Origin of the sequence: Streptomyces sp. IMTB 2501, from assembly GCF_001953885.1 — a bacterium.
Lineage (GTDB): Bacteria > Actinomycetota > Actinomycetes > Streptomycetales > Streptomycetaceae > Streptomyces.
On the sequence record NZ_MQUS01000002.1, the window covers coordinates 131897 to 157353 of the forward strand.

Here is a 25457-nt window from a genome sequence, read left to right on the forward strand (position 1 = left end):
GGGGCTGCCGCCACGGCGTTGATGTGTCGATGTTCGGCGCGGCCCGGGCGATGTACCCGGCTGTCGCCCCGGCTTCCTTGTCGCCCCGTGCGGAGACCGCGAGAAGGCGAAAGGGGCGGGAAGCCGGAGTTCGACGCAAACCGCGGGCCTGTCCCGTGCCGCGACTGCGAAGTCCTTCCCTGCCTGATGACAGCGTGTACCGATGGACCAGGTGCCGGCCATGCAGATGCCGCGCTCGTGCACACCGCGCAGGGCTCGCCACCAGTCAGGCTCGACGGTCCCCCGGCACACGGCCGCCAGCGGCACACGCACGTCGCCACGACAGGTGGCTGCCTTTTCCCACCACGGCAGGCGTACGACCGCTTGATCTTCTGTGACGAGCATCCCCGCCATAGATGAGCGCTTCCTCTCCCTCCCCACCCTGTGGAGTCTGGGACCGTGGCTGTCCCGCCACAGAGGACGTCGGCCTCGGAACCTCGTCCCGGGCCCCTTGCCCCGCGGGGCGGGTGGTCGGCCTTGCAGCCTTGGTGCGGCTGTCCGCGGAGAGCGCTTGTGGTGCGGGCGCGCGGGATGGCTGGACCGGGTGGCGCAGAGGCGGGGGCTGCTCGGCCCAGACGGTCTTGCCGGTGGGCGTGTGCCGGGTGCCCCAGCGCTCGGCGAGCTGACCCACCAGGAACAGGCCGCGACCGCCCTCGTCCAGGGCACGGGCCCGGCGCAGGTGCGGGGTCGTACTGCTGGCGTCGGAGACCTCGCAGATCAGGGCGGTGTCGTGGATGAGCCGCAGCTGGATCGGGGGGTGGGCGTGGCGGATGGCGTTGGTGACCAGTTCGCTGACGATCAGTTCGGTGCTGCCGGCGGCGTCCCGGAGTCCCCAGATCGAGAGCTGGCGTGCGGCCCGTCGGCGTGCGGTGGCGACGACGGCTGGGTCGGCGGGGAGATTCCAGGAGGCCACATGGGAGGCACCCATGATGTGGGTGCGTGCGACGAGCAGGGCGGCGTCGTCGTCCGGGGAGCCGGGCAGGAGCGTTTCGACGATGCGGTCGCACGCCGCCTCGGGCGAGGGAGTGGCTCGGCTCAGGGTGTCGAGCAGGGTCCGCTGTCCGGAGTCGATGTCGCGATGGCGAGTTCGGACCAGGCCGTCGGTGTAGAGAACGATCAGGCTGTCTTCGGGCAGCCGGCTGTCGGTGGCTTCGAACGGCAGACCGCCCACGCCGAGCGGTGGCCCGGGCGCCACATGGAGGAAGCGCACCGCGCCGTCGGGGGTGACGAGGGCCGGCGCGAGGTGGCCGGCGCTGGCCGTGGTGCAGTGGCCGGAGATGGGGTCGTAGACGGCGTAGAGACAGGTGGCGCCGACTTCGCCGACCGATTCGATGCCTTCTTCGATCTCTTCGAGGATGAGGTCGTCGAGCTGTGTCAGCAGCTCGTCAGGGGTGAGATCGACGTCGGCGAGGGTACGCACCGCCGTGCGCAGTCGGCCCATCGCGGCGGAGGCGTGGATGCCGTGGCCGACGACGTCGCCGACGACCAGGGCCACGCGGGCGCCCGAGAGAGGGATGACGTCGAACCAGTCGCCGCCCACACCCGCCTGGGGATCGGCCGGCAGATAGCGGGTTCCGGTCTCCACGGCCAGCCGCGTCGGCCGGTGGTGCGAGAGCAGACTGCGTTGCAGCACCAGGTCGGCGCCGTCGGCCTCCTGCGGAAAGTCGGCCTGGAGGAACCACTGCACGTGCTGCTCGGCGTCCATCAGCGGACAGGCCCGCAGGTCGGCTTCCACCTGGCGGCCCTCTCGGTCGCGCAGCGCGACCCGCCCCGTCCACGCCTGTCTCTGCGCGGCCCTCCGCCGGGCCGCGTCGGGAAGGCCGGAGCCCAGAAGACCGGCCGCCGGGCGCCCGACGATCTCGCCCGGCGTGTATCCGAGCAGCAGCCGGGCACCACGGCTCCACGCGGTCACGACGCCCTGCGCGTCGATGGCCGCAACGGCTGCGTCCGCCACTTGCGGAGTGACATGCGTACGCATCGTTCTCAGTCCCGTACGTGTCCAGGCGGGTCGGCGAACGCGCCGCACACCGCCGTGTCACCACGGCCGAGGGCCAATAGTCAATCAATGCAACACCGACAGGCAGGTGAGCATTCCGCTGATGGTCTCGTACTCCTCGGCCACGGCCATCTCCGGCCTCCTGTCCCCGTTCGTTGTCCGGTGCCGTCGCGCAGTCGTCCGGATGGGGGCCCGGACCGAAACGGCGACGCGACTCGCCGGACGTCACCGCAGCCGGCGCGAGGTCACCGTGAACTGGGCGCCGTCGGGATCGCGCAGCACGGCTTCCTGCTCGCCCTCCTCCAGGACGCTGCCGCCGTGCTTCTCCGCGGCCCGGGCGCAGGGCCCCACGTCGGCCACGGCGAAGTGGACCTGCCAGTGTGGCCTGACCGAAGGGTCCGGTGGCGTCTCCACCGAGCCCGACTCGATGCGGGCCACGATGTCGCCCTGGCTGCGCAGCAGTACCTCGCCGCCGGCGTACTCGACCTCGCAGGCGCCGGGAAGGCCCGAGGCCCAGTCGAGGATCTCTCCGTAGAAGAAGGCGGCGTCGAAGGCGTCGCGCGTGTGGAGGGTGATGAACGTCGGTGCGACCTGGCGCCACGTCTCCCACTCGGTGACGAGTTTCCCCTGCCAGATGCCGAAGGTCGCGCCGTGGCGATCGGCGAGCAGCGCCGCGCGTCCGGGAGGGAACGAGATCGGCCCGACGGCCAGGGTGCCGCATCGCTCCTGGGCGCGGGCCACGGCCTCGTCCGCGTCCGTCACCGCGAAGTACGGCGTCCAGGCCACGGCCATCTGCCACATGGCGGCCACCCCCGCGATCCCCGCGACGGGTACGCCGTCCGCCAGCGCGGTCCGGAAATGGTCGCCCAGTCTGGCCCTGCGGCACCGCCAGCCCAGTACGGCACCGTAGAAGCCCTGGGTGGCGTCGAGGTCACGGCTGGTCAGGCTCACCCAGCACGGCGCGCCGAACACCGAACGCGTGAGGACGACGTCCGTCGCACTGGATGAGTGTGTCGTGCCGTGGTTCATGGGCATCGCGCCTGATCTCGTACGCCGAGGGCCAACTGCTCCGACTTCAGTGTCCACCAGCGTTCTGGTCCCGCACACCGCCGGCCTCAGCGATGCGCGAAGAGGCGTTCGTTCCTGCCCGCCCCGGTGACCATGCCGGACCGGACGCTTACGGTGTGTTGCGACTCCACCTGGTCGGCGCACATCGGGTGCCTGGCATATCTCGTTGTTGTGCCATGGCGACGCAGCACGATGGCACAGGCGTGCAGTACACGGAATCGCGGGAACACTTGCGGCATGTCCTGGCGCGCAGCGAGCCGGCGTTCATGGGGCGTCTCGGCGTTGCGGGTGATGAGGACGGTCTGAACGGGCGGTCAACGGTGGTTGATTCGCCCGCTGGTCCGGAGACGCGCACCATGGAAGGTGACCCACATAGCCCACCTCGCGGAGGTGAACCGCGATGACGCTGCCCGTACGACACCGGCCCGGCAGCCTGCTGGAGAGGCGGTTCCCGGGCTTCGGATGGGGTGAACCCGTCGCTGCCGAGTTCGATGAGCTGTTCCAGCGGATGACCCAGCTGCTGGAAGGCACCGCCGCTCCGGGCGAGCTGGCGTGGTCGCCTGCGGCCGACATGCGGGAGACGGACGACGCCTATGTGATCGAGGCCGACCTGCCCGGGATCAGGCGGGACGACATCGACATCGAGATGAGCGAGCGGGGACTGCGCATCACCGGGGAGTACAAGGAGCGGGAGCGCGAAGGCGTCCTGCGCCGCAGCACCCGCCGCACCGGCCGTTTCGAGTACCAGGCCCTGCTGCCCGCCGATGTCAGGGCGGAGGAGGTCAGCGCGACCCTGCACGAGGGTGTGCTGACCGTCACCGTGCCCAAGGCGCAGGCCACCAAGCCGCGGCACATCGAGATCACCGAGTCCTGACCCCGCTCGGTGCGCGCCGCGAAGCCGTCGCACGGCAGAGTCCATCCTGCGCGAGCAACTCTGCCGTGCGACGGTGACATGCCGGTACGGGGAGGTGTGGGCACGAAGATGTTGATGCCCCACGTCAGGACCGTCGCCGCGGCACCTCGTGCCCACCGGTCCGCATGAGCCGCTCTGCTGCGAAATCCGGCGAGCCCGCTCGCCTATCGTCGGCTTGACGACGCCGCGTACACACTCTGCGTCCTCATGGGACAACGCAACGCCGCCGACGCTGCGGCACAGGCGGAGCGCCTCCTGGCCCGGTCCTCGGCCCCCGTGGCGACGGACCGGGCCCGGCGGGAAATCACTGCCTCCCGCTGAGCCGATGCACTCCGTAAGCGTCACCGACCCCGAGCGGATGGAATGCCTCCAGCGGCAGCGCCGCGTCCTCGGCGCCCTGCCGGACGACGTGACGGAACTGCTGGCCGCGCACGCATTTCGGTGTCGAGCGCGCTCAAGCCGAAGGGTGTGGCGTGCACGAGGTGTTCCCTGGCCACCGGGGCGCACCCGCTTGTCGGCTGCTCCGCAAGGACCGCCACGGCGAGCACGTCTCTGCGCAGCGTCGCCTGGTCACCGAGCAGGGCCGAGTCCTGACCGACGATCTCCCACCCTGGTAGCCCGTCAGAGCCTGTGCCCTCCAGGGCGATGAACATGTTCACCGGCCGTGGACGAGGGATCAGCCATGCGCACCATTCGGCCCATGGGCAGATTCGTACGAGCGGACGAACACGGCGCAGTGTCATCAGCAGGTCCTACTCCCAGCTCGCGACAGTTGAACAGGCGACCTCAGCAGTACGACTTCGATGTCACCGCAGCGTGCGCATCGGTCAGCCGGAGGCGGTGATCGCGGTTTCGGCGGAGTTCGTGAGGGTGTCGAGTCTGGCGGCGAGGTCGGGGTGGACGGCTGCCAGATGGGGCCGGGTCGCGTTCAGGGGGCGGATGAGGGCGGCGGGATCGTCCTGGGCAAGGGCCTCATCGAGTTGGCCGACGGGGAGGCGGGCAGCGCTGGGCAGATCGGTAAGTGCGGTGATCTGGCCGGCGATACGGCGCAAGTCTGCGGCGTTGCGGCGGGCCCAGGTGGCCAGGGTGCGGTCGGCGGCGCGGCGTTCGCGGGTGGCCTGGACGCGCTGTTCGCCGGTGCTTCCGGTGGGGCCGGGGCGGCCGCGCAGGTAGCGGCGTTCGGCGGCCTGGCGGCTGGCTACGCCGAGCGGGTGGGCGAGGTCGGCCCAGCTGGCGCCGGCATGGCGGGCTGTTTCGATCAGGCCGGTTTCCCAGCCGGCGAGCTGCTCACGCACCTGCCGCAGCAACAGGAGGGAGGCAAGAGCCTGCTCCGGACCCGGCCCTGCTTCGCTGGAGGCGTCGCACGTCTCGTCCTGGGCGGCGCGCAGGGCGTGGTCGATGGCCTCCAGTGCTGCCGCGGCAGCGAGGAAGGAAGCCGGGCTCTGAGCGTCGTCACTGGAAGAGGCCGGCGGGCCGGCTGCCGTCATGGACACCTCCCAGCATGTCATCCATTCGATGACGGCAGTATTTGTCATCGAATGGATGACATGTTACAACGGTTTCGTGAGGCGCATTGGCAGCAACTGCCCGACCCCTCTGGAGGTGTTCTGAGATGTTGATGCGCACTGACCCCTTCCGTGAACTCGACCGGCTCGCTCAACAGCTGATGAGCAGGGGCACCTGGTCGCAACCGTCCGCGATGGCCATGGACGCCTACCGCGAGGGCGACGAGTACGTGGTGGCCTTCGACCTGCCGGGGGTGAGCCCGGAGGCGATCGACATCGACGTCGAGCGGAACATGCTGACCGTCAAGGCCGAACGCCGGCCCGTGGCCAAGTCCGACGACGTGCAGATGGAACTGTCGGAACGGCCGCTGGGCGTCTTCTCCCGCCAGATCGTGCTGGCCGACACGCTGGACACCGAGAACATCAAGGCCGACTACGACGCCGGGGTGCTCACTCTGCGCATCCCGATCGCCGAGCGCGCCAAGCCCCGCAAGATCGCCATCGGCGGAGGATCCGCCCACAAGGAGATCTCCGGCTGACCCCGGTGACAGGGGCCGGTCAGCGGCGGAGGACGGGCACTCGATCTTCCCCCACCCGCCCTCCGCCCTCGAACAAGGAGACGAGGAAGGGGGCGGCCGACGTGACCCTGCGAAGGGAAGCGTTCCCCGACCACGTGAAGGAACGCGGCGAATACCCAAACGAGCAGGAAGCACAACGCGCGGCCCGCGTTGTTCTCGCCCTGCCGGGCGCACCTGGTCGGTGGGGCACGCACCCAGTTGGCGGCGCGCCTGCCGGAAGACTTCGCACCGATCCTGCTCAACCCGATGCAGGCCGCCGCACCGATGCCCCGAGCGACTCGTGCGGGCGACCGCGGCCCCGATCGAGGGGACCACCGAGCAGACCGCGGCCTGGGACGTCAGCGCCGTCCTCAGCACGGTGGCCGACGCTGCCGGTGACGACGTCCTCAACCGGATCCTGCTCCAGCTCCCCGCGGGCTACGACCTGTTCTTCGGCGACCACCAGCCCACCTGGCCACTCCCACACCCAGTGCCGGCGCCCCGCCCTGCCGGGCGCCGGCACCGGCGACAGAAAGGCAACCGGCGCAGTGATGTCCGACCAGCGTGCACCGTTTGAGCACATGCCTGCGACGACGTACGAGCAGATGCTGGAGAAGGTCCGCTACGAAGGCGCCTACCCCACCAGGGAACGCGCCGAAGAAGCCGTCCGACTGGTCGTTGCGGGACTCGGACGCCAGCTGACAGGCGAGGAACGCGTCGACCTGGCCGCCCGCCTGCCTCTTCAAGCCGCACGCATCCTCACCGAACAGATCCCCGACACCCAGCCCCTGACCGGCTGGGCCTTCGTCAAGGACCTTGCCGCCCGCAGCAGCGCCACCCTGGCCACCACCCGCTGGGACACCGGCTCCGTTCTCGCCGCCGTCGCCGCCTCGGCCGGCCCCGAACTGCTCACCAGCATCCTGCGCCAGCTCCCCACGGGCTACGCACTCCTCTTCGGCCGTGCCGAACTCACCCCAGCCGCCTGAGCACGCCGAAGGCGAACTGGACCAACGCGGTTGAAGCCGGACTTGGGCCAGAGAGGCCCCGAGAACACCGAGCGGGTCTTCACCCCGAGGGGTGAAGAGGCTGGTGCCGGGCCAGAGAGTCGGCCAACTGCCGACGGGCCATGAACAACGCTGCGTCCAGTTGGCGGGTGCCTGTGACTACGCACAGTGTGTACGTCGCATCCTCAAGTCTGCGGGCAGTCTCCGCGCCGCTGCCGCCCCGTGCCAGGCGCTGCTGAGGCTTTCGCACCCCTCGACCAGTCCCGCAGAAGTGACGGATCTGCCGCCGATACGACCCGCCGCGCCAGCCAGTTGCAGAAATCGGGTCGACAGGTCGCTGCTGCGCCATCCAGTACCCGGTGGGTGGGAGTGGCGTACCCGGAGAGCGGCTGCGGGTCGTCGAATGACGCGGCGCACCCGCATCCGTGACAAGTCCGGACGGTAAATGGCGCGACGGCTTGGACTTTCTGAATCACGCAGTTCTGTGACCGCCATACCCGGTGACAGCGGGGAGACCGGCGTTCTGGGCCTCACAGCCGGGCGACGATCAAGGCGATGTCGTCGTGTCCGCCGCCGCTGACGCCCATCCGGGACAGCAGGAGGTCTGCCAGGTGGTCGGGGCTGAGCCGCGGGTTGTCGGTGAGGGTGGCGGCGAGCCGGTTCAGGCCGGTGTCGATGTCCTCGTCGCGGCGTTCGATGAGACCGTCGGTGTAGAGCACGAGGGTGTCGCCGGGCGTGTAGTCGAGTGCGGCCTGCGGGCGCGGGACGTACTTCGGGCGGACTCCCAGAGGCGGATCAGTGGCCCGGTCCATCACGACGAAGGTGCCGTCGGCGTGGACCAGCACAGGCGGGAGGTGGCCGGCACTGCTGTAGGCGATGCGCCGGCGGTCGGGGTCGACGACGGCTTTGACCGCGGTGGTGGCCACGGCCCCTTCCACTGAGCAGGCGTACAGGTCCAACACCTCCATGGCCCTGGCCGGCTCGGGCAGGGCGCGGACGGCGGCGGACAGCGCGCTGCGCAGCATGCCCATCGCGGCGGCCGCCTCCAGACCATGGCCGACCACGTCGCCCACCGCCATGGCGAAGCCGTCGTCGGGCAGGTCCACCACGTCGTACCAGTCGCCGCACACGTTGAGTCCCGTGGCCGCGGGCAGGTAGCGCACCGCGACGTTCGGGTGCCGGGCCAGATCCGGCGACTGCATCATCGCCTCCTGGAGGGTGACCGCGACCTTCCGTTCCCGGGCGTGCGCCTGCCGCAACTGCTCGTTCGCCTGCTGGAGTTCCCGCGCCCGCGCATACAGCTCGGCTTCCACGGCCTCCCGCTCGCCGAGCGCCTGACCCGGCTGGACGCGCGCGGCACGCGAGAGCCCGAACTCGGTCACGTCCTCCACCCGGTGGATGATCCACGCCACCTGGCCGCCCGCCCCCAGCACGGGAGTGTTGACGGGGGACCACCATCGTTCCTCGAAGACGCCGGGGCGGCCGGCCACCGGGATGTCGTACTTCTGCACCGCCATCGTGTCCGGCTCCTTCGAGCGCACGACCCGGTGCAGGGAGGCACTGAGGTTCCGTACCCCGTCGGCGTCGGGGTCCGCCGGGTTCTCGGGGAACGCGTCGAAGAGGTACTTCCCGATCAGGTCCTCCCGGGTGCGGCCGGTCGCCCGGCAGTAGGCCGCGTTGACGTCGAGGATCACGAGATCGGGGCCCAGTACGAGGTACGGGCTGGGGGTGGCGGCGAACAGCGCCCGGTAGTCGATCGGCGGTGTGGTCACAGGCGCTCCCGTTCCTCTCCGATCCCCCTCGCTTCCACTATGCGCCCCGCTGATCAGCACATCAGTGGGCCGGTTACGGCAGGGAGCCGGGCCGGGAGTCGTAGAGCACGCTGTGGAAACGACCGGCGTCCTCCCGCCCGGAGGGGTCACCGCCCAGCTGCCGCACCGCCTCGATCGCGTACCGCTGTTCCCGCTCGTCCGTGAAACGTCGCTGCGGGTAGGTGCGGGACGGATCCACCGTGGTGCGCAGGCCGTACGCGGCCAGCGTCCGTACGACCGGTTCGTACGACACGGTCCGCAGCACGAACGCGCTCACCCACACGGGGCGCCGGGCGCCGTTCAGCAGCGCGGCGAACGTCCGCTCGGTGATGTAGCTGCCGCCGCCCGTGAGGGTGATCAGCCCGACGTCCGTCAGGGCGCGGTTCAGCCGGGGCCCGGGCGGCGCCTGCTCCAGGTCGTCGGTGAAGGCGGCGTCCAGCAGACCGACCTGCTGGGCGTAGTGCACGGCCGGTGCCGCGATGTCCAGGCCGAACACCGGCACCGCGTCGGGGCGGCGCCGCTCGGCGTAGAACTCCTTGTCCCGTGCCACCAGTTCCGCCGTCGACAGGGCCTGGCAGTCAGGGGAGGCGTACCGCTCGTACAGTTCCGTCAGCGTCACTTCGTGGTTGAGCAGTGCGGCATTGATCCCGTAGGAACAGCACACGTCCAGCACCGCCGGCCGGCCGGGGCGGCCCTCGTCCAGCGCGGCCCGTTCGGCGGCGGCCCGCCGGAAGACCGGCTGGGCGTGGCGCGGGATCTCGTACTCCAGCGGGGCCAGCCGCGTGAAGTAGGCGCGGGGGTCCGGCCGGTCGTAGATGTCGTCGAACCGCGCCTTGCCGCCCGCCACACCCTCCGTACCGCCAGAACCGGACCCGGGCATTGCCGTACTCCTCCTCGTAAACGCAGCAGAACACATCGGTATATCCATCATGTCCCGACTCCCGCTCCCCGGATGTGATCCTGCCGCCGGTCGGCGTATCCGCCTCGCCGAGGCGAATGGCACCCACTGGAGCCGTAACCGGACGCGGACCGCACGAGCGGGCGATGGCGAGATGCGGGGGCGGGCGTTTCGCGTCACGGTAGGGAGCGAGGGGGCTGAGTCGCTCTGGCCCGATGTCGTACGAGCATCGCCCTAGCCGAAGGAAACATGATGGCCGTAGCCACCGACATGCTCGTTCCCGCGCTGCGTGAGGTCCGTGAAGCCCAAGCCGCGCTGGCCGACCGATTCAAAGCCGACCTTGCCGTCACGCCCCCCGGGGAGTACCGGGAACTCCTGGAACGCCGTGTCGGCGACGCCCGGGGGCATGTGTACGCCATTGACGAACGACTCACCGTGCTGAAGCCGCGCCGGTTCGTGCGGAACGTTCTCGGCAACGCCTGGGACGTCACCAGGCAAGCAGTCCGGCTGCCCTTGGACGCCGCCATGATCGCGCCGGGCGCCCTGCTGCGGAGCCAGCAGGGGAAGGCGACGGAGCAGCGGCTGCTGAAGAACGTCGAGGAGGAGTACGCCGCCACCGCCTTCGCCATGGCCATCTGCCGGGCCGCCGAACGCATCGCTCAGGAAGCCGGGAACGTCGCCACCGCGGACCTTCTCAGCACCGTGCGCCGCGACGGCGAGGAGATGCTGGAAGAACTCGCGGACTGCCTGGAGCAGCGGGCCCGGGCAGCGGTGCTGGCCGCCGAGGCGGAGGTGATCGCCGCCGAGGGCGTGGGCGTCGGCGGCGCCGCGCAGGCGGTCCGGGACTGGAGCACGTGGCTGCGGGAGACGGCCGAGCGGATGCCCGGCGTGGACCGGCTCCAGGGCGTACCGGAGGGCGCCCTGATCTCGGAGGACGAGCTGCCGATTCCCGACTACCGCAGGCTCGGCACCAGGATGATCGTCGACCGGCTCCCGCAGCTGTCGCAGACGGATCTCGCGACGGTCGGCGCGTACGAGCGTTTCCACGCGGCCCGTCCCGCAGTCCTGAGCAGGATCGCCGACCTGCTCGGGCCCGAACCCTGGCCCGGCTACGACGGCATGAACACGGGCGACATCCGCAAGCGGCTCGCCGAGGCGGGAGAGAGCCTCACCCAGCGGGTGCTGGACTACGAGCGCCGTCATCAGGCCCGCTCCACCGTCCTCGCGGCGGCCGAACGGGTCCACGCCTGACGGGCTTCCGTCCGACGGGGCAGCAGCTCATGCGCCAGGCCGCAGGGGCTCGGGGCGCCGGTGCTCGTAGGTCCACAGCTCATCGACGAGAGTGAAGCCGAAGGAGCGGAACAGCCGGGTGGCGGCCTGGCTCTCGCACATGGGCGGCCGGGCGTCGTCGAGGACGAGCGCGACCTCGGTGGCGCCCTGCTCGGCCAGCAGGGCCAGGGCCTGCCCGAGCAACCGGCGGCCCAGACCACGGCGCCGGCGGACGGGCGTGGTCTCGATCCAGTAGAGCGTCGCGGTGCGCTCGGGTCCCATGCCGACGACGGCTTCGGCGACCGGTTCGGTGGCCTCGCGAAGGATCAGCCGGTGGCCCGGCGGGAAGTCGCAGGGGAAGACGTCGGCGACCGGTTTGGCCGGCGGGTGCTCGGCAGGGAGCCTGCGGTGCAGGTAGCGGCCCTGGCAGTGGCCGGTGAAGCCGGTCTCCACCAAGGCGTTGTGGGTGGCGCCGCGCCGGGTGCGGGGCAGGCCACCCGGCCCCTGCGGACCCGGCGGGGCGCCGACGAACGCCTCGATCCGCGGGCAGTGGCCCAGGGCCCTGAGAGCGTGGCCGATCAGGGTGCGCAGGGTCGGGGGGTGCTCGTACGCGTGGACCCAGTAGATGAGACCAGGGCCCGAATCCGCCCAGGACAGGTAGGCGATGGTCCCGCGGGGGCGGTCCCCGGCATCGGTGAGCACACTGATCTGCGGCCAAGCCGGTATGGCCCGGCTGACCAAGGGGACGGGAACACACCACGCCGGGGTCAGCGTCTCCGGGGCGCAACGCGGCTGCCCTGGAAGCCGGTCGGCATCGATGAGTTCGTGTACCCCTGCTTCGTCCTTGGGGAGGACCGGGCGTACCGTCGTCCCGCTGTCGGGGCTCGGCGAGGAGGCCATGCTGTCCTGTCCGCACATGTGCCGGCGTTCCTGTCGGCTACTTCTCAGCGTCCCCTGTTTCGGCCCGGCTGTCACGGGAACGGCGGCTGTGCCCTGGGGGCTGCCCGTTCTTTCTGGGGGTGTGACTGTGCGGGAGGCAGGTGGCGGACATGGACTGCCGGGCCGCGGTGAGCAATGAGCGGACCTGGTCGATGACCGGCGGGTGCAGCGGGAGTGTCAGGTGGCCGACGCCGGGCACGAGCACGTTGCGGGCCGTGAGGTCGGGATGGTCGATGCGGCCCCTGGAAGCCGGGATCACGACCTCGTCGAAGTCGCTGTAGAAGGCCACGAACCGGGTACGGCACCCGGGGGCCGGCCCGGCGAGTTCGGTCAGCAGCCCGCTTCCGGGCCGTAGCTGGCGCAGCAGCGGATGGGGCGGTGCCAGCAGGGCCGCCGCCGTGCCGCCGTGCGGCGTCGCGAGCGTGATCACCAGCGGGACGTACGCGTCCCCGCCGAGCGCCTGTGTGTAGTAGCGGGCGATCAGCCCTCCGAGGCTGTATCCGATCACGACCACGGGCCGCCCCGAGCTTCGGGCACTCGCCAGCTCCGCCTGCTCGCCCAGGACCCGGGCCGCCGCGCGGATGTCCGGGCCGAACGCGTGGTGACCCATCGTGGTGAAGGGCCCCGCACCGATGCCGTCCAGCCCTCGCCGCAGCGCCGCGATGATCGATTCACCGTCGCTCAGCCCATGCACCAGCAGAACCGGAAGGTCCCCCGCTGTCGGTGGCGGTTCGTTCTGGCCCGGGTCTGGCCCGGGCACGGTACGACGGAAGTGGCCGACGATCTGCTCGACGCCTTCCGCTGCCAGGTCGAGCGGGAGGCGCACGAGCCGTCCGGCGGCTCTGCTTGCCTCGACACCCACACCACGCACCGGTGACATGCCCGGCACCGACAGGTGGGCTCCGAAAGGAATACCCGTGGTCGTTCACCTTCCCCGGATATGCCCCCACTTGCCCTAGGTGATGAAACATTGTGCGCGCCGATCGCATTCCCTGCCACATCAGTGGTCCCACAGTTCACAGCGGATCGCTCCTGTACGGCGGGGCTCCGTCATGGGTGGCGCTGCCGCGGGCCGGGGCGGGAGCCAGGGCCGCCGCGGCTGCCGGGGGCCTGGAGCGGCGGCTTGGAGGACTGCGGGCGGGGAGATGTCGGGCACTCCGGCGGGAGCGGTCGATGTCGTGGGCGGTGACGATCCCGCAGAGCCGGCCGTCGTCCATGACCAGGATGGGCGTCCGCCGCTGGTGAGAAGGCGCTCCAGGACGGTGTTCAGCAGCTCCTGCGGTGCGGCGAGCGTGCACCGGGACAGCGGCGTCGCGACGTCCCGGACCCGCAGCGATCGCTGCTTTCCGGGCGGCACGGCGGCCAGCCGACTCAGCCGTACGACACCGCTGGGACGGCCGGCGAGGCCCAGCACCGGCAGCACCGAGTGCCGTGCCGGCGAGGGCACCTCGGACAGGAAGCGGTCCACGGTCAGCCAGTCGGGACCGGTGACCACCGCAGCGCACATCGCCTGCCCCGCCCGTACGCCGCGCGGCCGTGACCAGATCTGCCGCGACCAGCAGGGCCGCCCGTGAACGAGTGGATCTTTCCCGAGCCGGCAGCTGTGCCAGAGGACAACCGGCCCGAGCCCTTCGTCCCACGGCATTCGGATGCGGTCCGCTCGTGGGCGACCGCAGCGCAACCTCACCGCAGTCGACCTCAGCCAGCCCGTCGGCCGCATGCTGGAGCGGCGGTACCGCTCGGCTGGCCACTGAACCCCGCTCGACGAAGTCCAACGGAACAGCTCCTTGTCGGCGAGCGGTACTCGGGCCACGGCGGCGGCCCAGGCGCCTCTGAGCGGTGTCGCACTCAGAGGCGCCTGGCGGAGTCAGTGCTTGGTCGGGACGACCGGGTTGGACGGGGATGAGGCGGGGCCGGTGCCTACGCAGTTGGTGGCCGATACGGTGAAGGTGTAGCTGGTTCCGGGGGTGAGGCCGGTGATGGTGGCGCTGGTCGAGGTGCCGCTGACCGTCGCGCTACCGCCGGGGGATCCGGTCACGTTGTACTGCGTGATCGAGCAGCCCCCGTTGCTGGCCGGCGGTGTCCAGGTGACGGTCGCCTGCCGGTGACCGGCGGTGGCGGTCACGTTGGTCGGGGCACCGGGCAGGGTCTGGCCGGTCTGCGGCACGAAGAAGTCCGACATCGCGGTGGCGCCGCCGTCGTTGCTGGTCAGCGGGGCGAGACCCCATGCAGACTCTATGGTGGCCAGCCAGGAGTAGTGGTTGTACAGGTTGGTCGAGTGGTAGCCGGCCGTGGTCGACTTGCTGATCATGATCGACGCCACCTGGTTGTTCTGGGTGCCGTCGTCCTCGTCCCACACGATGTTGAGCACCGAGTTCTGGCTGGTGAAGGCGGGGGAGTTGAGGATCGTCGGCACGTTCTGCGACAGCCAGGTGTCGCCTTGGGCGATCGTGCCGTCGTGCATGTCGTCGATCAGGTTCGGGGTGATGAACGCGTAGTTCGGCGTGGTGGCCGTCGAACCGAGGTCGGTGGCGAGCTGGGTGTACGGCACGTCGTTGTTGCACTGCGGCGTGGTCTGGATGTCGGTGTAGTAGACGAAGGGGTTGTGCCGCACCGCATACTCGCCCGAGTCGGACAGCGTGCAGGGTGCCGGCATCGATTCCTCGTACGCCTTCCAGGTCTTGCCGGCCGGCGTGATGCGGTCCGCCGCGATGTTCGGCTGGTTCACCGTGCATTGCGACGGGTTGCAGTCGGTGGTGATGCCGAAGTTCGATCCACCGGTCAGTTCCAGGTAGTTCGGCAGGCTCGGGTGGCCGACCGCGAAGTAGTTCGACGCGATGCCGTACTGGCTGACCAGCGAGTTGATGTACGGCGCCTGGCTGTTGCCGACGATCTCGTTGTACGAGTGGTTTTCCATCAGGATCGTGAAGACGTGGTCGAACGCCGGAACGGACCCGGCCGCCTGCGCGGACGTGGCGCCACCGGATATCTCCGGCGCCAGGGCGAGCAGCAGCGAGGCCACCAAGGTCAGCAGCCTTCTGGCCAGTCGTCGATGCGGATGCATGTGCAACCTCCTCCAGCTAGGTGGTTTGCACCCAGCACGGTGACGGAACCGGCGGCTCCGGCGCCTCCGCACGCGCTGGACCGTTGGCTGAATTTCTCCCTTGGGTCCGTCAACAACCCTTCAGTGAACGCGGACTTGCTTGTTTACGAGGCAGAGGAACGCCCTGCTCACCACGGTGATCATTAGGCTGCTTTCCGTGGCGCGCCGCGCCCGACGCGTCTTGTGCGGCAGAAGCAGGGTGGGCTCTACCGCGGCCGGTGCGAGTCCATGCGCCGGAACACGCCTTCGCCCGTCGCCCCGTCAACGTCCTCTGTTTCCACTCCACCTCGGTCAGAGGCGTGTGTGGTGGGACACCATAGTTTTTGGCGTGGGAGTGCGTGCGGCCACCATGGACGCGCTGCCGGGGCGTCGGTGACGGACTCCGGTGCTTGTTCAGTGCTGGCCAAGAGTCCACGTCCGCTGCATCCGCCGACGATCCGTCCGGCCGACGCTCACAAGGTCTCGTACGCCTCATGAGGCTTCACCAGGGGTCCCGACTCACTCGGCTGGCTCCACGTCACTGTCGCCCGAAGAGCCCAGCAGAACTTGCGTCACTCGTATGGCGGACTTGGAGTGCAGTCGGTTGCCGCACTCGGAACCCTAGGATCCATAATCGGACAAAACGGGCATATGGTCCCTCGTCTGGCACGGGCGGGTTCACCTCACCACTGAAGGAGACGGGATGTCGCACCGCGCCGGGAGAACCCGTTGGAGGCGCTTCGCGGTAGTCCTGGTGTCCAGCGTCGCAGCGTGCGCGACGGTCGGCATCGCCATGGCGCAGGGAGTGCTCGCCGCCTCGTTCTTCATCTCCGGCCAGAAGTTTCAGGTCACCGCCGACTCGTTGACCGCCCGTGGATTCAGTCTCTATGGCATGGTCGACGTGACCAAGAAACATGAACTCGTACCCGTTGTGGTCAGCGGGTTCCGGGACGCGACTGTCCGGGGGCTGTGCCAGTCCATTCTCGTCGACATCCCGGTGCTGGGCACACAGACTCTGCGGCTCACCGGAGGTGACGACCGGCCGGCCGAGGCGTCGAACCTGTTCATCGACGCGACGGCCGAGTCCGCCAATGGCGCGAATTTCAGCGGCCTCGACGTCGGAGTCGCTCAGGGCGCCATGACCAAGGGGCCGGTCGAGCCCAAAGACAGGGACTCGCGGTTCTTCGCCCCTGACGGGGTGGGCCAGCAAGCTCTGTCGACCACCCTGACCGACCTGCGAGTGAGTGCCGTCGCGGTCTCCGCCGGGACGTTCAGCGTTCCGGGTCTGCGCTTGCGGCTTGAGCGGGGCAGCCATCCGTGCCCCTGACCCGGCGGCCCCCGTGCAGGGGGCGCAGGTCCGGGCCTCCATCCTCCTCGCGGGACCACGGCACCACTGATCAGGACAGGACGCGTGATCATCAAACCACTCGGCAGACGACGTGAACTGCTTGCCGCAGCAGTTGAGTTCCGGCGGGCGTTCAGAACCTGGCGTGGCGAACGCCCCTTCTGGGCAGGTGCGTTCACCTTCGCCGCCGGTCTGCCCATCCTCTACTGGCCCTACGCGAACCTGGACCTGGGCGGGGTTCCACTCGCCCTGTCGACCGCGTCCGGCGCCGGATCCCTGGTGATCGGAACTCTGCTCCTGGCGCTGGGCGTCGCGCTCTGGTATGGCCCCCACCTTCGTGTGTTCGCCGGGATTTCCACCCTCCTCCTCGCCCTCATCTCCCTTCCCGTCGCGAACCTCGGCGGCCTCTTCCTCGGCGCAGCCTCCGGCCTGATCGGCGGCTCCCTGGCCTGCGCCTGGATGCCGCCCACAGCCGACGAGCCGTCGACACCACCGGGAGACTGTCCGGAATCACCGGTTCCGACGGGCGAGGGCCGAAGTGACACCTGACGACCGTGCCGGACGACCGCGCACTCCTGCGACCACGAGCCCGAGCGCCAACGCCAGGGCCGCACGACAATGACCGCTCTCGCGCTCGGCCGCGTACCCCGGCCTCTAGCCTGCACACTGGCCGTGGCCTGCGGGCCCCTGGCCCTGCGCATGGCCACGCCGTGGGTGGCCGGCACATCACGTCGTAGCCGTCGGATTCGGCCGTGGCCTGGCCCTTGCTGTCGAGCTCGGGGGGCGGTCGCGGCACCCTGGGCCTGCTGCTGGCCGTGATGGTGACCAGCACGGCCATGTCAACGTGGACGACCTTCTGAAACCCCGGGTCAACGACGGTCAGTGACCTGTCCCCCGGACTACGGAGGCGCCCCTGCAACCGCACGGCCCCAGCGAGGATCGGCCACACTCTGCCAAATGGGTCCACGCTGCCTGTCCGTTCGAGTTGGGCGGCTGTCCGTCTCCTGGCAGCTGAGTGCCCGTTCGCATGCCGTGTCTGTGAAGACGGAGTGGAACGCGCACCTCACCACTGGGCGTTCCGTACGAGGCGCGGGCCGATCTCCTCGTAGCGATCGCTGCGCGAGGGACAGCTTTCGCTGACGCCCCGGCGCAGGGCTGATGCGCGGGCTCCGGCGGCCCGCCGTGTGGGAGTCGGCCGTCACCGACGCGTCGGCGTATCGGGAGGCTGAGTGCCGTTCGAAGCGGCGCGGTCGGCCCCGTCAGCCGACGATGTGCGCCGACCGGCCCGAGCGTCGGTAGCTGGTCGCTTCGCAACGCTCGGGCAAGCGGGTGTCTTCGCCGGCGCCGACGTGGACAATCCCAGGGACGGGCTCCTCGGCCTCGCTCGTTCGTTACCCGTACGGTAGAGATCGCCTACAGCACACTCTCGCCCACAGTGAAGATCATGCTGCGGACCGGGGCGAGTTCCTGGAGATGCGCCGCGTCGGCCGCGGTGGCGCGTCCCTCGGGTGAAGCGAACGCGGCGTGGAGCTCATCCATCGAGTCCCATTCCAGCTCGGCGACCAGGTAGTACGGGAAGCCGCCGCGGACAGCGACGAGGTCGCGGCCGATCGTGTAGCGGCGTAGCCCCGGGAGGCGGCGTGCGAGCGGGATGTGGGCATCGTAGTAGTGCCGGTCGAATGCCGCGGGGGCGGTGGGTGTCTCGTACAGGGCGATGAAACGGGCGGTCATCGGGCGGCCCTCCGGTAGCGGGTGAGGACGGCGGCACCGGCCTGCTCGGCGGCCAGGCACTCCAGTTCGGCGTGGGGGCCATCGGTCGGGAAGAGCCGTCGGCCGGTGCCGAGGACGGTGGGGAAGGTCAGCAGCCGGTACTCGTCGACCATGTCCGCGGCCATCAGCCGGTCCACGACACTCAGGCTTCCGGTGATGACCACGTGCCGCCGCTCGCGCTTGGCGGCGTCGACCGGATCACCGTCAAGGAGCCGGGAGTTCGCCCACACCGATGTGTCGGCGTGGGCCAGGGTGCGGGAGGCGACCAGCTTCGGGACGGCGTTCATCCGCGCGGCGAACGGGTCGTCGCGGCCCGGCCAGAGCCGCGAGAACAGCTGCCAGGTGGTGCGCCCGAGCAGCAGTACCCCCTCGTCCAGCGTGCGGCCGAGCCGGAACTTGTCCCCGGCGACCGTCTCCGGGCCGTGCCGGAATGCCCAGCCGCCTCGCGGCGTGCCGGCGGATCCGTCCGGGTCGGACACGATCCCGTCCAGGGTGATGAACTCGATGACGATGATGCTCACGACGAGACTCCCTTCGGTTCGGTGCTCATCGGTACGTACCGGCCGCACCGCCCCGACTCATCGCTCCCGGTGGAACTCGCCTGCGGGAATTTCGCCCGGCAGTTCAAAGGCATCGAAGACGCGCGGATCGGCGAACACGACGTTGCGCGCGATCCGGCCGTCGGTGACCGTGAAGACCTGCAGGGTGTGCAGACGGCACCCGCCGCCGGGCTCCGGCGCGTACGCGGCGAGCGCGGGCTGCCCGTTGGCGGTGAGCTCCCGCATGTCCCAGCCCGTGCCACGCATCCGGAACACCCGCTCCAGGAACCGGCCGTAGTCCTGCCTGCCTCGGTACCACAGCGGCACCGGAGGCATCTCCAGCACCGCGTCGTCGGCCAGCAGCCGCACCAGCGCGGGTACATCCGCCGCCTCGAACGCCTGCATGTACCGCTGGACCACCGCCCGCACCTCGGGATCATCCGGCTCGGTGACCGCACCGGCATCGCCCACGTCGGCGAGGGCGGCACGGGCGCGCTGCAACGCGCTGTTGACCGCCGCGACCGTTGTCCCCAACTGCTCGGCGACCTCGGCGGCGGTGAACGCCAGCACCTCGCGCAGCACCAGCACCGCCCGCTGCCGCGCCGGCAGGACCTGCACCGCCGCCACCCACGCGAGCCGCAGGTCGGCCCTGACCTCCACATCGAACCGCGCGTCGGGGAACGGCTCCAGCCAGGGCACATCGAGCGCCGGCATCAGTGGCGCCTCGGGATTGTCGCTCGGCACCCCCAGCCCGGACGGCAGCGGACGCCGGCCGCGCCCCTCCAGCGCGGTCAGGCACACATTGGTCGCGATCCGGTACAGCCAGGTGCGCACCGACGCGCGCGCCGGATCGTACCGGTCACGGGCCTTCCAGGCACGCAGCAACGTCTCCTGCACCAGATCCTCGGCCTCGTGCACCGAACCCAGCATCCGGTAGCAGAACGCCACCAACTCACCCCGGTACAGTTCGAAGTCCACAGGCTCATCATGCTGCACCGGGCTTACGCCCCCGGAGAGGGGCTTCAGCGGGATCCGTCAGAGCTTCGGACAGTTACCACGCGGCGTCCCTCCCAGGCCGATGACTCCCCGCCACCATGCGCGGCCATTTGACTCCCCGTCACATGGCCGCGAGCTGGGAAATGAAACTGGCCACCGACAGTCCTGGTACCCGTCACCGTTGCTGAGCCTGGCTTGGCAGGTCGACCATGCCGGTCAGCTCGGCGACCTCGGCCCCTGTCCGCAGACTGCCGTCCTGGTTGAGGGCCGGGTGCCAAAGCCGGTCCAGGATGGCCCGGATCGCGCGGCGGACCGGTTCGGCAATCGCGTAGCCGACAATGATGTACGTTCTCATTCCTCTGTCGCGCAGGCTGCGGACGTGGGCGAGGAAGGTCTTGCCGCCTCCGGCGCTGTCCGCACGGATGCGGAGGCCGGTGCCGTATCGGTGGGCGCCGGGGACCTGGGTGAGGGCATCGTCCAGGACCGCTGTGTGATCACTGGCGGTGTTCGCTCCGGCGTTCCCGGGCCGCAGTCGCCCCGCCAGGGCTTCGCCGGTACTGGCCAGAAGGCGAAGCAGGGGTGGTAGCCGAATCCGCCCTTGTAGGTCGGCGTGGCCTGCTCCTTTTCGGAGTGGCAGGTGATCAGCGTGGCATCGATGTCCGGGATCGGACCGGGCAGTTCGCGTCCTCCAGCTCGTGCGGTGGGTGTGCCCCGGCTCGTCTCGGCGGCCTGCAGCCACGCGGTCTCCCGGGCACGGGAACATACCGATCGCAGCCGGGCCGGCACCCTCTCTTCGGCGTCGGTGAGCAGTCGCCAAGCGGTAGGCGTGGAGGTCACCGGCCCGAGCACCTCGCCCTGGTCCCGCAGCACGGCCAACTCCATGATGGACTCGCCGCCGTTGGCGAGCGTCACCGCCAGATCGACGGCGACCCGGCCGGGATCATGGCCGGTCCCACGTGGCCGCAGCGGACCCAGAACGGTGGAGTACGCACTCGTCAACCCGGTTGCATCGGCGAGATCGGCCAGCAGACGTGCTCAGGCATGCCAGACCACCCCCCTCCGTCAGCGGAGACATGAACCTGGGGACGCGAACCGATGCCCTTCACGCAGAAGGCGCCCCCTACTTGGACCGGTAGAACCCCTCGACAAGGTTCATCGTCCGGGTTCAGGGGGCACTTTCGCGTTTCCTGTCGCCGCTTGACTCCGCCCCAACCGAATTAGCAGACGGCCGCTCTCAGCGCCGCCTCGATTGCGTTGGTCAGCGTTTCCAGATACTCATCGTCGCTGCGGCCCTGTATGACGAGTATGCGGAATGCGAGCGGTGCGATCAGCAGGTCGGTGCCGAGATCCAGATCCAGCCCCGGGGGGAGATCACCGCGGTCGATCGCGCCCTGCAGTATCGTGCGCGCCGCCGCCCGCCGGGGTGCGGTCACTCCGGTGTAGAGCCCCTCTGCCAGAGCGTCGTCGTGATGGGCCTCGGCGAGCAGTCCGGCCGCGATCCGGGCAAGTAGCGGATTGTCCAGTTGGCTGCGGAAGGTGGCGAGCAGTTCGCGCAGGTCGGTGTGCAGGGCGCCCGTGGCCGGCGCGGGCGGGAGCGCGTCGGTGACCTTGCCGCGGATCAACTCGGTGACCATCGCCTGCTTCGAGGGCCAGCGCCGGTAGAGCGCGGCCTTGCCCACGCCGGCGCGCCGGGCCACTGACTCCATCGACATCCGCGCATACCCGGCCTCGGCGAGTTCGGCGAAGGCCGCCTCGGTGATCGCCTCGGTCACCCGCTGTCGCAGGACTGCTCCGCCGGTCGCCGACCGTTCCTTCTTCTGCCGCTCTGACATGCTCCGGAGTATAGCGAACGGAACGGTACCGTTCCATGTGCTAACGTGAGTGATGGAACGCTACCGTTCCGTTCCATTAGTGGAAGGGAGCCTACGATGAAATTCCTCTACGACGACGAGTCCTTCTCCTTCGAGGCACTGCGTGCCGCGGGCTACGCCGCCTACGGCGGCGCCGACCTCGGCGAGGTCCTGGTCACCTGCCGGCAGATCCCAGAGGCAGACGAGGAGGCCTGGTCGGCCCAGTGGGCCGCCACGGCGGCGCGTATCGAGCGCACCGGCCGGGACGCGCTGGCCGCCGGTCACCGAGTCAGCGCCCGGGAGGCGCTGCTGCGCGCGTCCAACTACTACCGGACCGCCGACTTCTACCGCCGCGAGAATCCCGCCGCCGACGCCGAGTCGGCGCGGCTCGCCAGGGCCTCCCAGCAGACATTCGCCGACGCGGCCGCCCTGCTCGACCCTCCGGCCCGCGCCCTGCGCATCCCGTACGAGGACACCACGCTGCCCGGCTACCTCTTCCTGACCGACGATTCGGGTACCCCCCGCCCGACCCTCATCTACCACGGCGGCTACGACTCCACCCTCGAAGAGAACTACCTGGCGCTGGCCGCGGGCGCGCTGCGGCGCGGCTACAACGTCATCGCGTTCGACGGCCCCGGCCAGGGCAGCACCGTCCGCGACCAGCACCTGCACTTCCGGCCGGACTGGGAGGCCGTGGTCACCCCGGTCGTCGACTTCGCGCTCACCGTGCCCGAGGTCGACGCCCAGCGACTCGTACTGGTCGGCACGAGCCTGGGCGGCTACCTCGCCGCGCGGGCGGCCGCCTTCGAGCACCGCCTCGCCGCCTGCGTGCTGCACGACGGCGTCGACGACTTCCATGAAGTCGCCGCCGCAACCGCCGGCCGAGCCGCTTCGACGCCCGGCGGCATGGAGGCGCTGATGGCGCAGAACACCATGGTCCGATGGGTGGTACGCAACGGCCGGTGGACCTTCGGAGTCTCCGACTTCGACGAGCTGGTCAAGGCAACCGAGGCATACACCCTGGCGGGTATCGCCGACCGCATCACCTGCCCGACACTCGTACTCGACGCCGAGAACGACCAGTTCTTCAAGGGCCAGCCACAACGCCTGCACGGCGAGCTGACCTGCCAGAAGGAACTGATCTCCTTCCGCGAGGACGAAGGCGCGGGCGAGCACTGCCACGAAGGTGCACTCTCCCTGTTCCACCAGCGCACCTTCGACTGGCTCGACACCGTACTCGCCAGCTGACCTCGCCGGATGGCCCGCAGGTCGTGTCGAGGGCACGGGGCGCTTTCTCCCGGTGTCAACCCTTCTAGGCCCCGACAGCGCGCCTTGCCACATCGCGGGATCGGGTAAGCCGTCGGAATGCCGCTGACGTCACTCCACGGTCGCGTAGAGCCGGTGGGCGGGAAGCAGGCCCGTGAGTCGGAAGACCTTGTTCATCGTCCCAGTTCAGGGGGCATTTTCACGTTTCCGGTCGCCGCTTGGCTCCGCCCCAACCGAAACGGCGAGGCCAGTGCTCACGAGCACGTGTTGTCGACACGGTGGTAGAGCGCCGTGATACCGGGCCGACCTTCACGTGGTTCAGGCCTCATCTGGCTGGTGCACAGGGAACTGGAGTGGCGCAGCTGAAAGGGGCGACTGCACGACGACGAGGCAGCCGACCTCCTCCGCAGCCTCAAGGTCGCGGGCGAGGCGGCGGTGCATCATGATCCAACCGTGGGTACTTCTCCTTCGCCTGGTCGAGGAGGTGTATTCCCAGGGCGTTCTCCGAGAGGCCGGGGGCGCTGACGGTCACGGCGAGGATGAGGCCGATCGTGTGAGGGAACCCTTTCGCCTCCGCCCTTGGTGACACCGGAACGTGTCCTTGGCGGGTCCCGGCGAGTGCGTGTCAGCCTGCTCATCACGGATCGCTGATCGCGTCCTTGTACAGTTCGGCCGCCTGGCTGCCCAGGGTCACGCTGTACGACACATCGTCGGTCGAGCCGCCCTCGTCATGGCCGCCGAGGACGCCGACGACCTGGCCGTCGCCGTTGATCCAGGGGCTGCCGCTGGTGCCGGTGGTGAAGGCGGGGCAGTCGATGCGCTGCTGGGTGCTGCTGTGCACGGTCGGCTTGTTGGTGCACCTGATGGGCGCTTCGCGGGAGTCGGGGTAGCCGATGACGGTCACCGCGGTGGCGCCGGTGGCCGTGCCGACCGTGAACTGATTGGCTCCCACCACGTCCTCGATCGGCCTGTCGTCCACGTCGTCGACGGTGGCGAAGGCCAGGTCACTGTCCTCGTCCTGGTCCTTGGACCACCCGTCGGGCAGATAGCTGTGCCCCAGCTTCCACACCCCGTACGGCGCCTTCCCGTCCCGGTAGCCCGGCACGAACACCAGGTCGTTGTCGCTGTCGCTCACGCAGTGGGCGGCGGTGAGGATGAGGTCGCCCTGGGGGCTGTGCACGACCGAGGCCGTGCAGAAGTGCCCGCCGGACAGGCTGTCGGCCCGGTCCGCGCCGAACAGTGCGCCGACCCGCGCCGTCTGCCGATTGGCGACGACGTCGGCGGTGGCCCCGAAGGGCTCGGGCCCGCTGTTGGCGGCTCGCCTCGATGGCGCACTCGGCGTCACCCGCACCGACCAGCGTGTGCAGCTCGTCGACGAGCAGGATGATGTCGCCGCGGGTGCAGCCACGGACGCCGAGGTCAGGGTGAGCATCGCCACGGCGCCGAGCAATGCGGGACGCGAGGTGACCGAGATGCGTGAGAGGCGCTCCATCAGTGCTCACTCTGGCTCACGAAAGTGAGAAATGCGCTCCGACTTAACTGAGAATTTCCCGTGAAACCCTCCTACGGCCGCCGGACCTGGCGACATCACCACGGCACTGGGCCCCTCGTGCCCCGCCTCCGCGATTACGGAACGTCACGCTTCTGACATCCGCCCACAGCAGCTTCCCACCCCTGGACGCGCCCAGCCGGCCCAGTACGGACGCGTGTTCGGCGGTGAGCAGAGCGGGAGAGGCCGTGCGCGGCGAGGACCGTACGGAGTTCGTACTCCGCATGTCGACAGGCTAGTTCGATTTCTACGGCAGGCACTGCCAGATCGCGCGCGTGGATCGGGCCGGACCGGGCGTTGCACCTGGTGAACAAGGAACACCGCGGCGATTTCCGGGCCGAGGGTCGCCGTCGTCCGGGCGCCGCGGTGCGGACGATCGCCTTGGGCCACGACCTTGAGCGGGCGCAGGGCGCAGGGCGAGCTCGGCGCGGGGCGAGGTGCCGGGCCCGTTCAGTCGCTCAGCGGCAACATCCCGCTCGCCAGAGCCGCGGTGATGCGTTGCAGCGCGAAGCCGATGCGGGTGTCGGACTGGTCCGACAGGGATTCCCAGCCCGGCAGAGGGGCGGCGGTCATCGCGTATTCCGGTCCGTACCGGTGGCTTACGCGCAATGATCTGGCAGCGCCTGCCATAGAAGTCCTCGGCGCTCAGCAGGCCGGCACCCACACGCCTGGGATGGCACTTGTGCGGGAGTGGGCTGCCGTAGGTACCGCGGTGCCAGGGCGGCCGGAAGCGCCGGTGCGGACTTCCGGGCCGGACAGGTTGACGGCCAGGGCTTCCAGGTCTTCGGCGGGGTTGGTCGAGTAGGCGCCTGCCGTCTCACGGCGCCAGCAGGAGGCAGGCACAACCGAAGGAAGGAGGGCGGTCTGCCCTGGGGCATGCTCAAGGACACGGAAGGCGAACCGAAGCGGGATGTCGTCTCGCCTGTGCCGCTTGTGCGCGCGGAGTTCCATGTCGGTCAGGACGGCGGAGAACATACCCACCAGGAGTTCGGGCTGGGGAAGGCACATGTGTCGCCAACGAGGCGCAGGCTCCCGATGTAACCTCCGCCGGACCGAGGCTG

26 protein-coding genes and 4 pseudogenes are annotated in these 25457 nt (G+C 69.9%); 10 read left to right on the forward strand and 20 right to left on the reverse strand.

Going from position 1 to position 25457, the window contains the following annotated elements; genetic code table 11:
* Positions 1 to 592 precede the first annotated feature (592 nt).
* The 3 genes and pseudogenes from AV521_RS50480 to AV521_RS04825 all read right to left on the reverse strand — a co-directional run.
* Positions 593 to 1675: pseudogene (locus AV521_RS50480) on the reverse strand (SpoIIE family protein phosphatase); the annotation flags it as partial.
* A 45-nt stretch (positions 1676 to 1720) separates the two neighbouring features.
* Positions 1721 to 2017: pseudogene (locus tag AV521_RS50485) on the reverse strand (PAS domain-containing protein); the annotation flags it as partial.
* A 243-nt stretch (positions 2018 to 2260) separates the two neighbouring features.
* Positions 2261 to 3064 (reverse strand): VOC family protein, encoded by an 804-nt coding sequence (locus AV521_RS04825; RefSeq protein WP_076084697.1) that lies wholly within the window; start codon positions 3062 to 3064, stop codon positions 2261 to 2263.
* A 439-nt stretch (positions 3065 to 3503) separates the two neighbouring features.
* On the opposite strand from AV521_RS04825, the gene AV521_RS04830 reads away from it, so the two are divergent.
* Positions 3504 to 3977, forward strand: a complete 474-nt coding sequence (locus AV521_RS04830; protein WP_076083884.1) for an Hsp20/alpha crystallin family protein — start codon at positions 3504 to 3506, stop codon at positions 3975 to 3977.
* A 177-nt stretch (positions 3978 to 4154) separates the two neighbouring features.
* A complete protein-coding gene (locus AV521_RS04835; RefSeq protein WP_256725454.1) occupies positions 4155 to 4337 on the forward strand; it encodes a DUF5133 domain-containing protein in 183 nt (60 codons plus the stop codon).
* 506 nt (positions 4338 to 4843) lie between these two features.
* Here the strand turns inward: AV521_RS04835 and AV521_RS04840 are convergent.
* A complete protein-coding gene (locus AV521_RS04840; protein ID WP_076083887.1) occupies positions 4844 to 5503 on the reverse strand; it encodes a type III effector protein in 660 nt (219 codons plus the stop codon).
* 125 nt (positions 5504 to 5628) lie between these two features.
* Here AV521_RS04840 and AV521_RS04845 point away from each other — a divergent pair, with 125 nt between their 5' ends.
* The 3 genes and pseudogenes from AV521_RS04845 (at position 5629) to AV521_RS04855 (ending at position 7064) form a co-directional block, all read left to right on the forward strand.
* Positions 5629 to 6060, forward strand: a complete 432-nt coding sequence (locus tag AV521_RS04845) for an Hsp20/alpha crystallin family protein (protein ID WP_076083890.1) — start codon at positions 5629 to 5631, stop codon at positions 6058 to 6060.
* Between the two features lie 101 nt (positions 6061 to 6161).
* Positions 6162 to 6550, forward strand: a pseudogene (locus tag AV521_RS50490) (DUF2267 domain-containing protein); the annotation flags it as partial.
* A gap of 109 nt (positions 6551 to 6659) precedes the next feature.
* Complete coding sequence (locus AV521_RS04855) at positions 6660 to 7064, forward strand: DUF2267 domain-containing protein (RefSeq protein ID WP_256725434.1); 405 nt, start codon at positions 6660 to 6662, stop codon at positions 7062 to 7064.
* 79 nt (positions 7065 to 7143) lie between these two features.
* Here the strand turns inward: AV521_RS04855 and AV521_RS52565 are convergent, their stop codons facing one another.
* From AV521_RS52565 to AV521_RS04870, 3 genes are all read right to left on the reverse strand, one after another.
* Positions 7144 to 7431, reverse strand: coding sequence for a DUF5133 domain-containing protein (locus AV521_RS52565; RefSeq protein WP_079249128.1), 288 nt, complete (start codon positions 7429 to 7431; stop codon positions 7144 to 7146).
* Between the two features lie 181 nt (positions 7432 to 7612).
* Entirely contained in the window at positions 7613 to 8854 is a 1242-nt protein-coding gene (locus tag AV521_RS04865; RefSeq protein ID WP_076083896.1) for a PP2C family protein-serine/threonine phosphatase, read from the reverse strand.
* Between the two features lie 73 nt (positions 8855 to 8927).
* Complete coding sequence (locus AV521_RS04870) at positions 8928 to 9773, reverse strand: hypothetical protein (RefSeq protein ID WP_076083899.1); 846 nt, start codon at positions 9771 to 9773, stop codon at positions 8928 to 8930.
* A gap of 270 nt (positions 9774 to 10043) precedes the next feature.
* On the opposite strand from AV521_RS04870, the gene AV521_RS04875 reads away from it, so the two are divergent.
* On the forward strand, positions 10044 to 11042 hold the full coding sequence (locus tag AV521_RS04875) for a hypothetical protein (RefSeq protein ID WP_076083902.1): 999 nt from the start codon (positions 10044 to 10046) through the stop codon (positions 11040 to 11042).
* A 27-nt stretch (positions 11043 to 11069) separates the two neighbouring features.
* Here AV521_RS04875 and AV521_RS04880 read toward each other — a convergent pair whose 3' ends face one another.
* Both AV521_RS04880 and AV521_RS04885 read right to left on the reverse strand, forming a co-directional pair.
* On the reverse strand, positions 11070 to 11978 hold the full coding sequence (locus AV521_RS04880) for a GNAT family N-acetyltransferase (protein ID WP_079249129.1): 909 nt from the start codon (positions 11976 to 11978) through the stop codon (positions 11070 to 11072).
* 19 nt (positions 11979 to 11997) lie between these two features.
* Complete coding sequence (locus tag AV521_RS04885; protein WP_076083905.1) at positions 11998 to 12693, reverse strand: hypothetical protein; 696 nt, start codon at positions 12691 to 12693, stop codon at positions 11998 to 12000.
* Here AV521_RS04885 and AV521_RS50495 point away from each other — a divergent pair.
* Complete coding sequence (locus tag AV521_RS50495) at positions 12688 to 12876, forward strand: hypothetical protein (protein WP_076083908.1); 189 nt, start codon at positions 12688 to 12690, stop codon at positions 12874 to 12876. The two genes, AV521_RS04885 and AV521_RS50495, sit on opposite strands and share 6 nt — an antisense overlap.
* A gap of 123 nt (positions 12877 to 12999) precedes the next feature.
* Here the strand turns inward: AV521_RS50495 and AV521_RS48565 are convergent, their stop codons facing one another.
* Positions 13000 to 13506 carry a hypothetical protein gene (locus AV521_RS48565; protein WP_143658571.1) on the reverse strand — a complete coding sequence of 169 codons (507 nt, stop codon included), beginning with the start codon at positions 13504 to 13506 and terminating at the stop codon, positions 13000 to 13002.
* A gap of 360 nt (positions 13507 to 13866) precedes the next feature.
* The gene (locus tag AV521_RS04900; protein WP_076083914.1) at positions 13867 to 15063 is read right to left on the reverse strand and encodes an alkaline phosphatase family protein; all 1197 of its coding nucleotides are present in this window, start codon (positions 15061 to 15063) and stop codon (positions 13867 to 13869) included.
* Positions 15064 to 15835: 772 nt separating this feature from the next.
* Here AV521_RS04900 and AV521_RS04905 point away from each other — a divergent pair.
* Together AV521_RS04905 and AV521_RS04910 are read left to right on the forward strand one after the other, a co-directional pair.
* Positions 15836 to 16408: a DUF6230 family protein gene (locus tag AV521_RS04905; RefSeq protein WP_256725435.1), complete on the forward strand. Its 573-nt coding sequence runs from the start codon at positions 15836 to 15838 to the stop codon at positions 16406 to 16408.
* A gap of 84 nt (positions 16409 to 16492) precedes the next feature.
* The gene (locus tag AV521_RS04910; protein WP_076083920.1) at positions 16493 to 16975 is read left to right on the forward strand and encodes a DUF6114 domain-containing protein; all 483 of its coding nucleotides are present in this window, start codon (positions 16493 to 16495) and stop codon (positions 16973 to 16975) included.
* A gap of 864 nt (positions 16976 to 17839) precedes the next feature.
* Here AV521_RS04910 and AV521_RS04915 read toward each other — a convergent pair.
* The 6 genes from AV521_RS04915 to AV521_RS04940 all read right to left on the reverse strand — a co-directional run bounded on the left by AV521_RS04915 (position 17840) and on the right by AV521_RS04940 (position 21563).
* Complete coding sequence (locus tag AV521_RS04915; protein WP_076083923.1) at positions 17840 to 18157, reverse strand: EthD family reductase; 318 nt, start codon at positions 18155 to 18157, stop codon at positions 17840 to 17842.
* Entirely contained in the window at positions 18154 to 18717 is a 564-nt protein-coding gene (locus tag AV521_RS04920; protein WP_076083926.1) for a dihydrofolate reductase family protein, read from the reverse strand. Before AV521_RS04920 ends, AV521_RS04915 begins: the two co-directional genes overlap by 4 nt.
* 57 nt (positions 18718 to 18774) lie before the next feature.
* Positions 18775 to 19713 (reverse strand): sigma-70 family RNA polymerase sigma factor, encoded by a 939-nt coding sequence (locus tag AV521_RS04925; protein WP_076083929.1) that lies wholly within the window; start codon positions 19711 to 19713, stop codon positions 18775 to 18777.
* A 193-nt stretch (positions 19714 to 19906) separates the two neighbouring features.
* Positions 19907 to 20086, reverse strand: a complete 180-nt coding sequence (locus tag AV521_RS04930) for a hypothetical protein (RefSeq protein WP_076083932.1) — start codon at positions 20084 to 20086, stop codon at positions 19907 to 19909.
* Positions 20083 to 20730 (reverse strand): transposase, encoded by a 648-nt coding sequence (locus AV521_RS04935; RefSeq protein WP_076083935.1) that lies wholly within the window; start codon positions 20728 to 20730, stop codon positions 20083 to 20085. The genes AV521_RS04930 and AV521_RS04935 overlap by 4 nt, the downstream gene beginning before the upstream one ends.
* 218 nt (positions 20731 to 20948) lie before the next feature.
* Complete coding sequence (locus AV521_RS04940) at positions 20949 to 21563, reverse strand: TetR/AcrR family transcriptional regulator (protein ID WP_079249131.1); 615 nt, start codon at positions 21561 to 21563, stop codon at positions 20949 to 20951.
* 96 nt (positions 21564 to 21659) lie between these two features.
* Here AV521_RS04940 and AV521_RS04945 point away from each other — a divergent pair, with 96 nt between their 5' ends.
* A complete protein-coding gene (locus tag AV521_RS04945; protein ID WP_076083941.1) occupies positions 21660 to 22829 on the forward strand; it encodes a S9 family peptidase in 1170 nt (389 codons plus the stop codon).
* Positions 22830 to 23295: 466 nt separating this feature from the next.
* On the opposite strand, the pseudogene AV521_RS46400 reads toward AV521_RS04945, so the two are convergent.
* The 3 genes and pseudogenes from AV521_RS46400 to AV521_RS50500 all read right to left on the reverse strand — a co-directional run.
* A pseudogene (locus AV521_RS46400) lies at positions 23296 to 23400 on the reverse strand (IS5/IS1182 family transposase); the annotation flags it as partial.
* An 84-nt stretch (positions 23401 to 23484) separates the two neighbouring features.
* Positions 23485 to 24027, reverse strand: a complete 543-nt coding sequence (locus AV521_RS52570) for a serine protease (RefSeq protein WP_371916999.1) — start codon at positions 24025 to 24027, stop codon at positions 23485 to 23487.
* Positions 24028 to 24846: 819 nt separating this feature from the next.
* Positions 24847 to 24969, reverse strand: coding sequence for a hypothetical protein (locus tag AV521_RS50500; protein WP_256725436.1), 123 nt, complete (start codon positions 24967 to 24969; stop codon positions 24847 to 24849).
* Positions 24970 to 25457 lie beyond the last annotated feature (488 nt).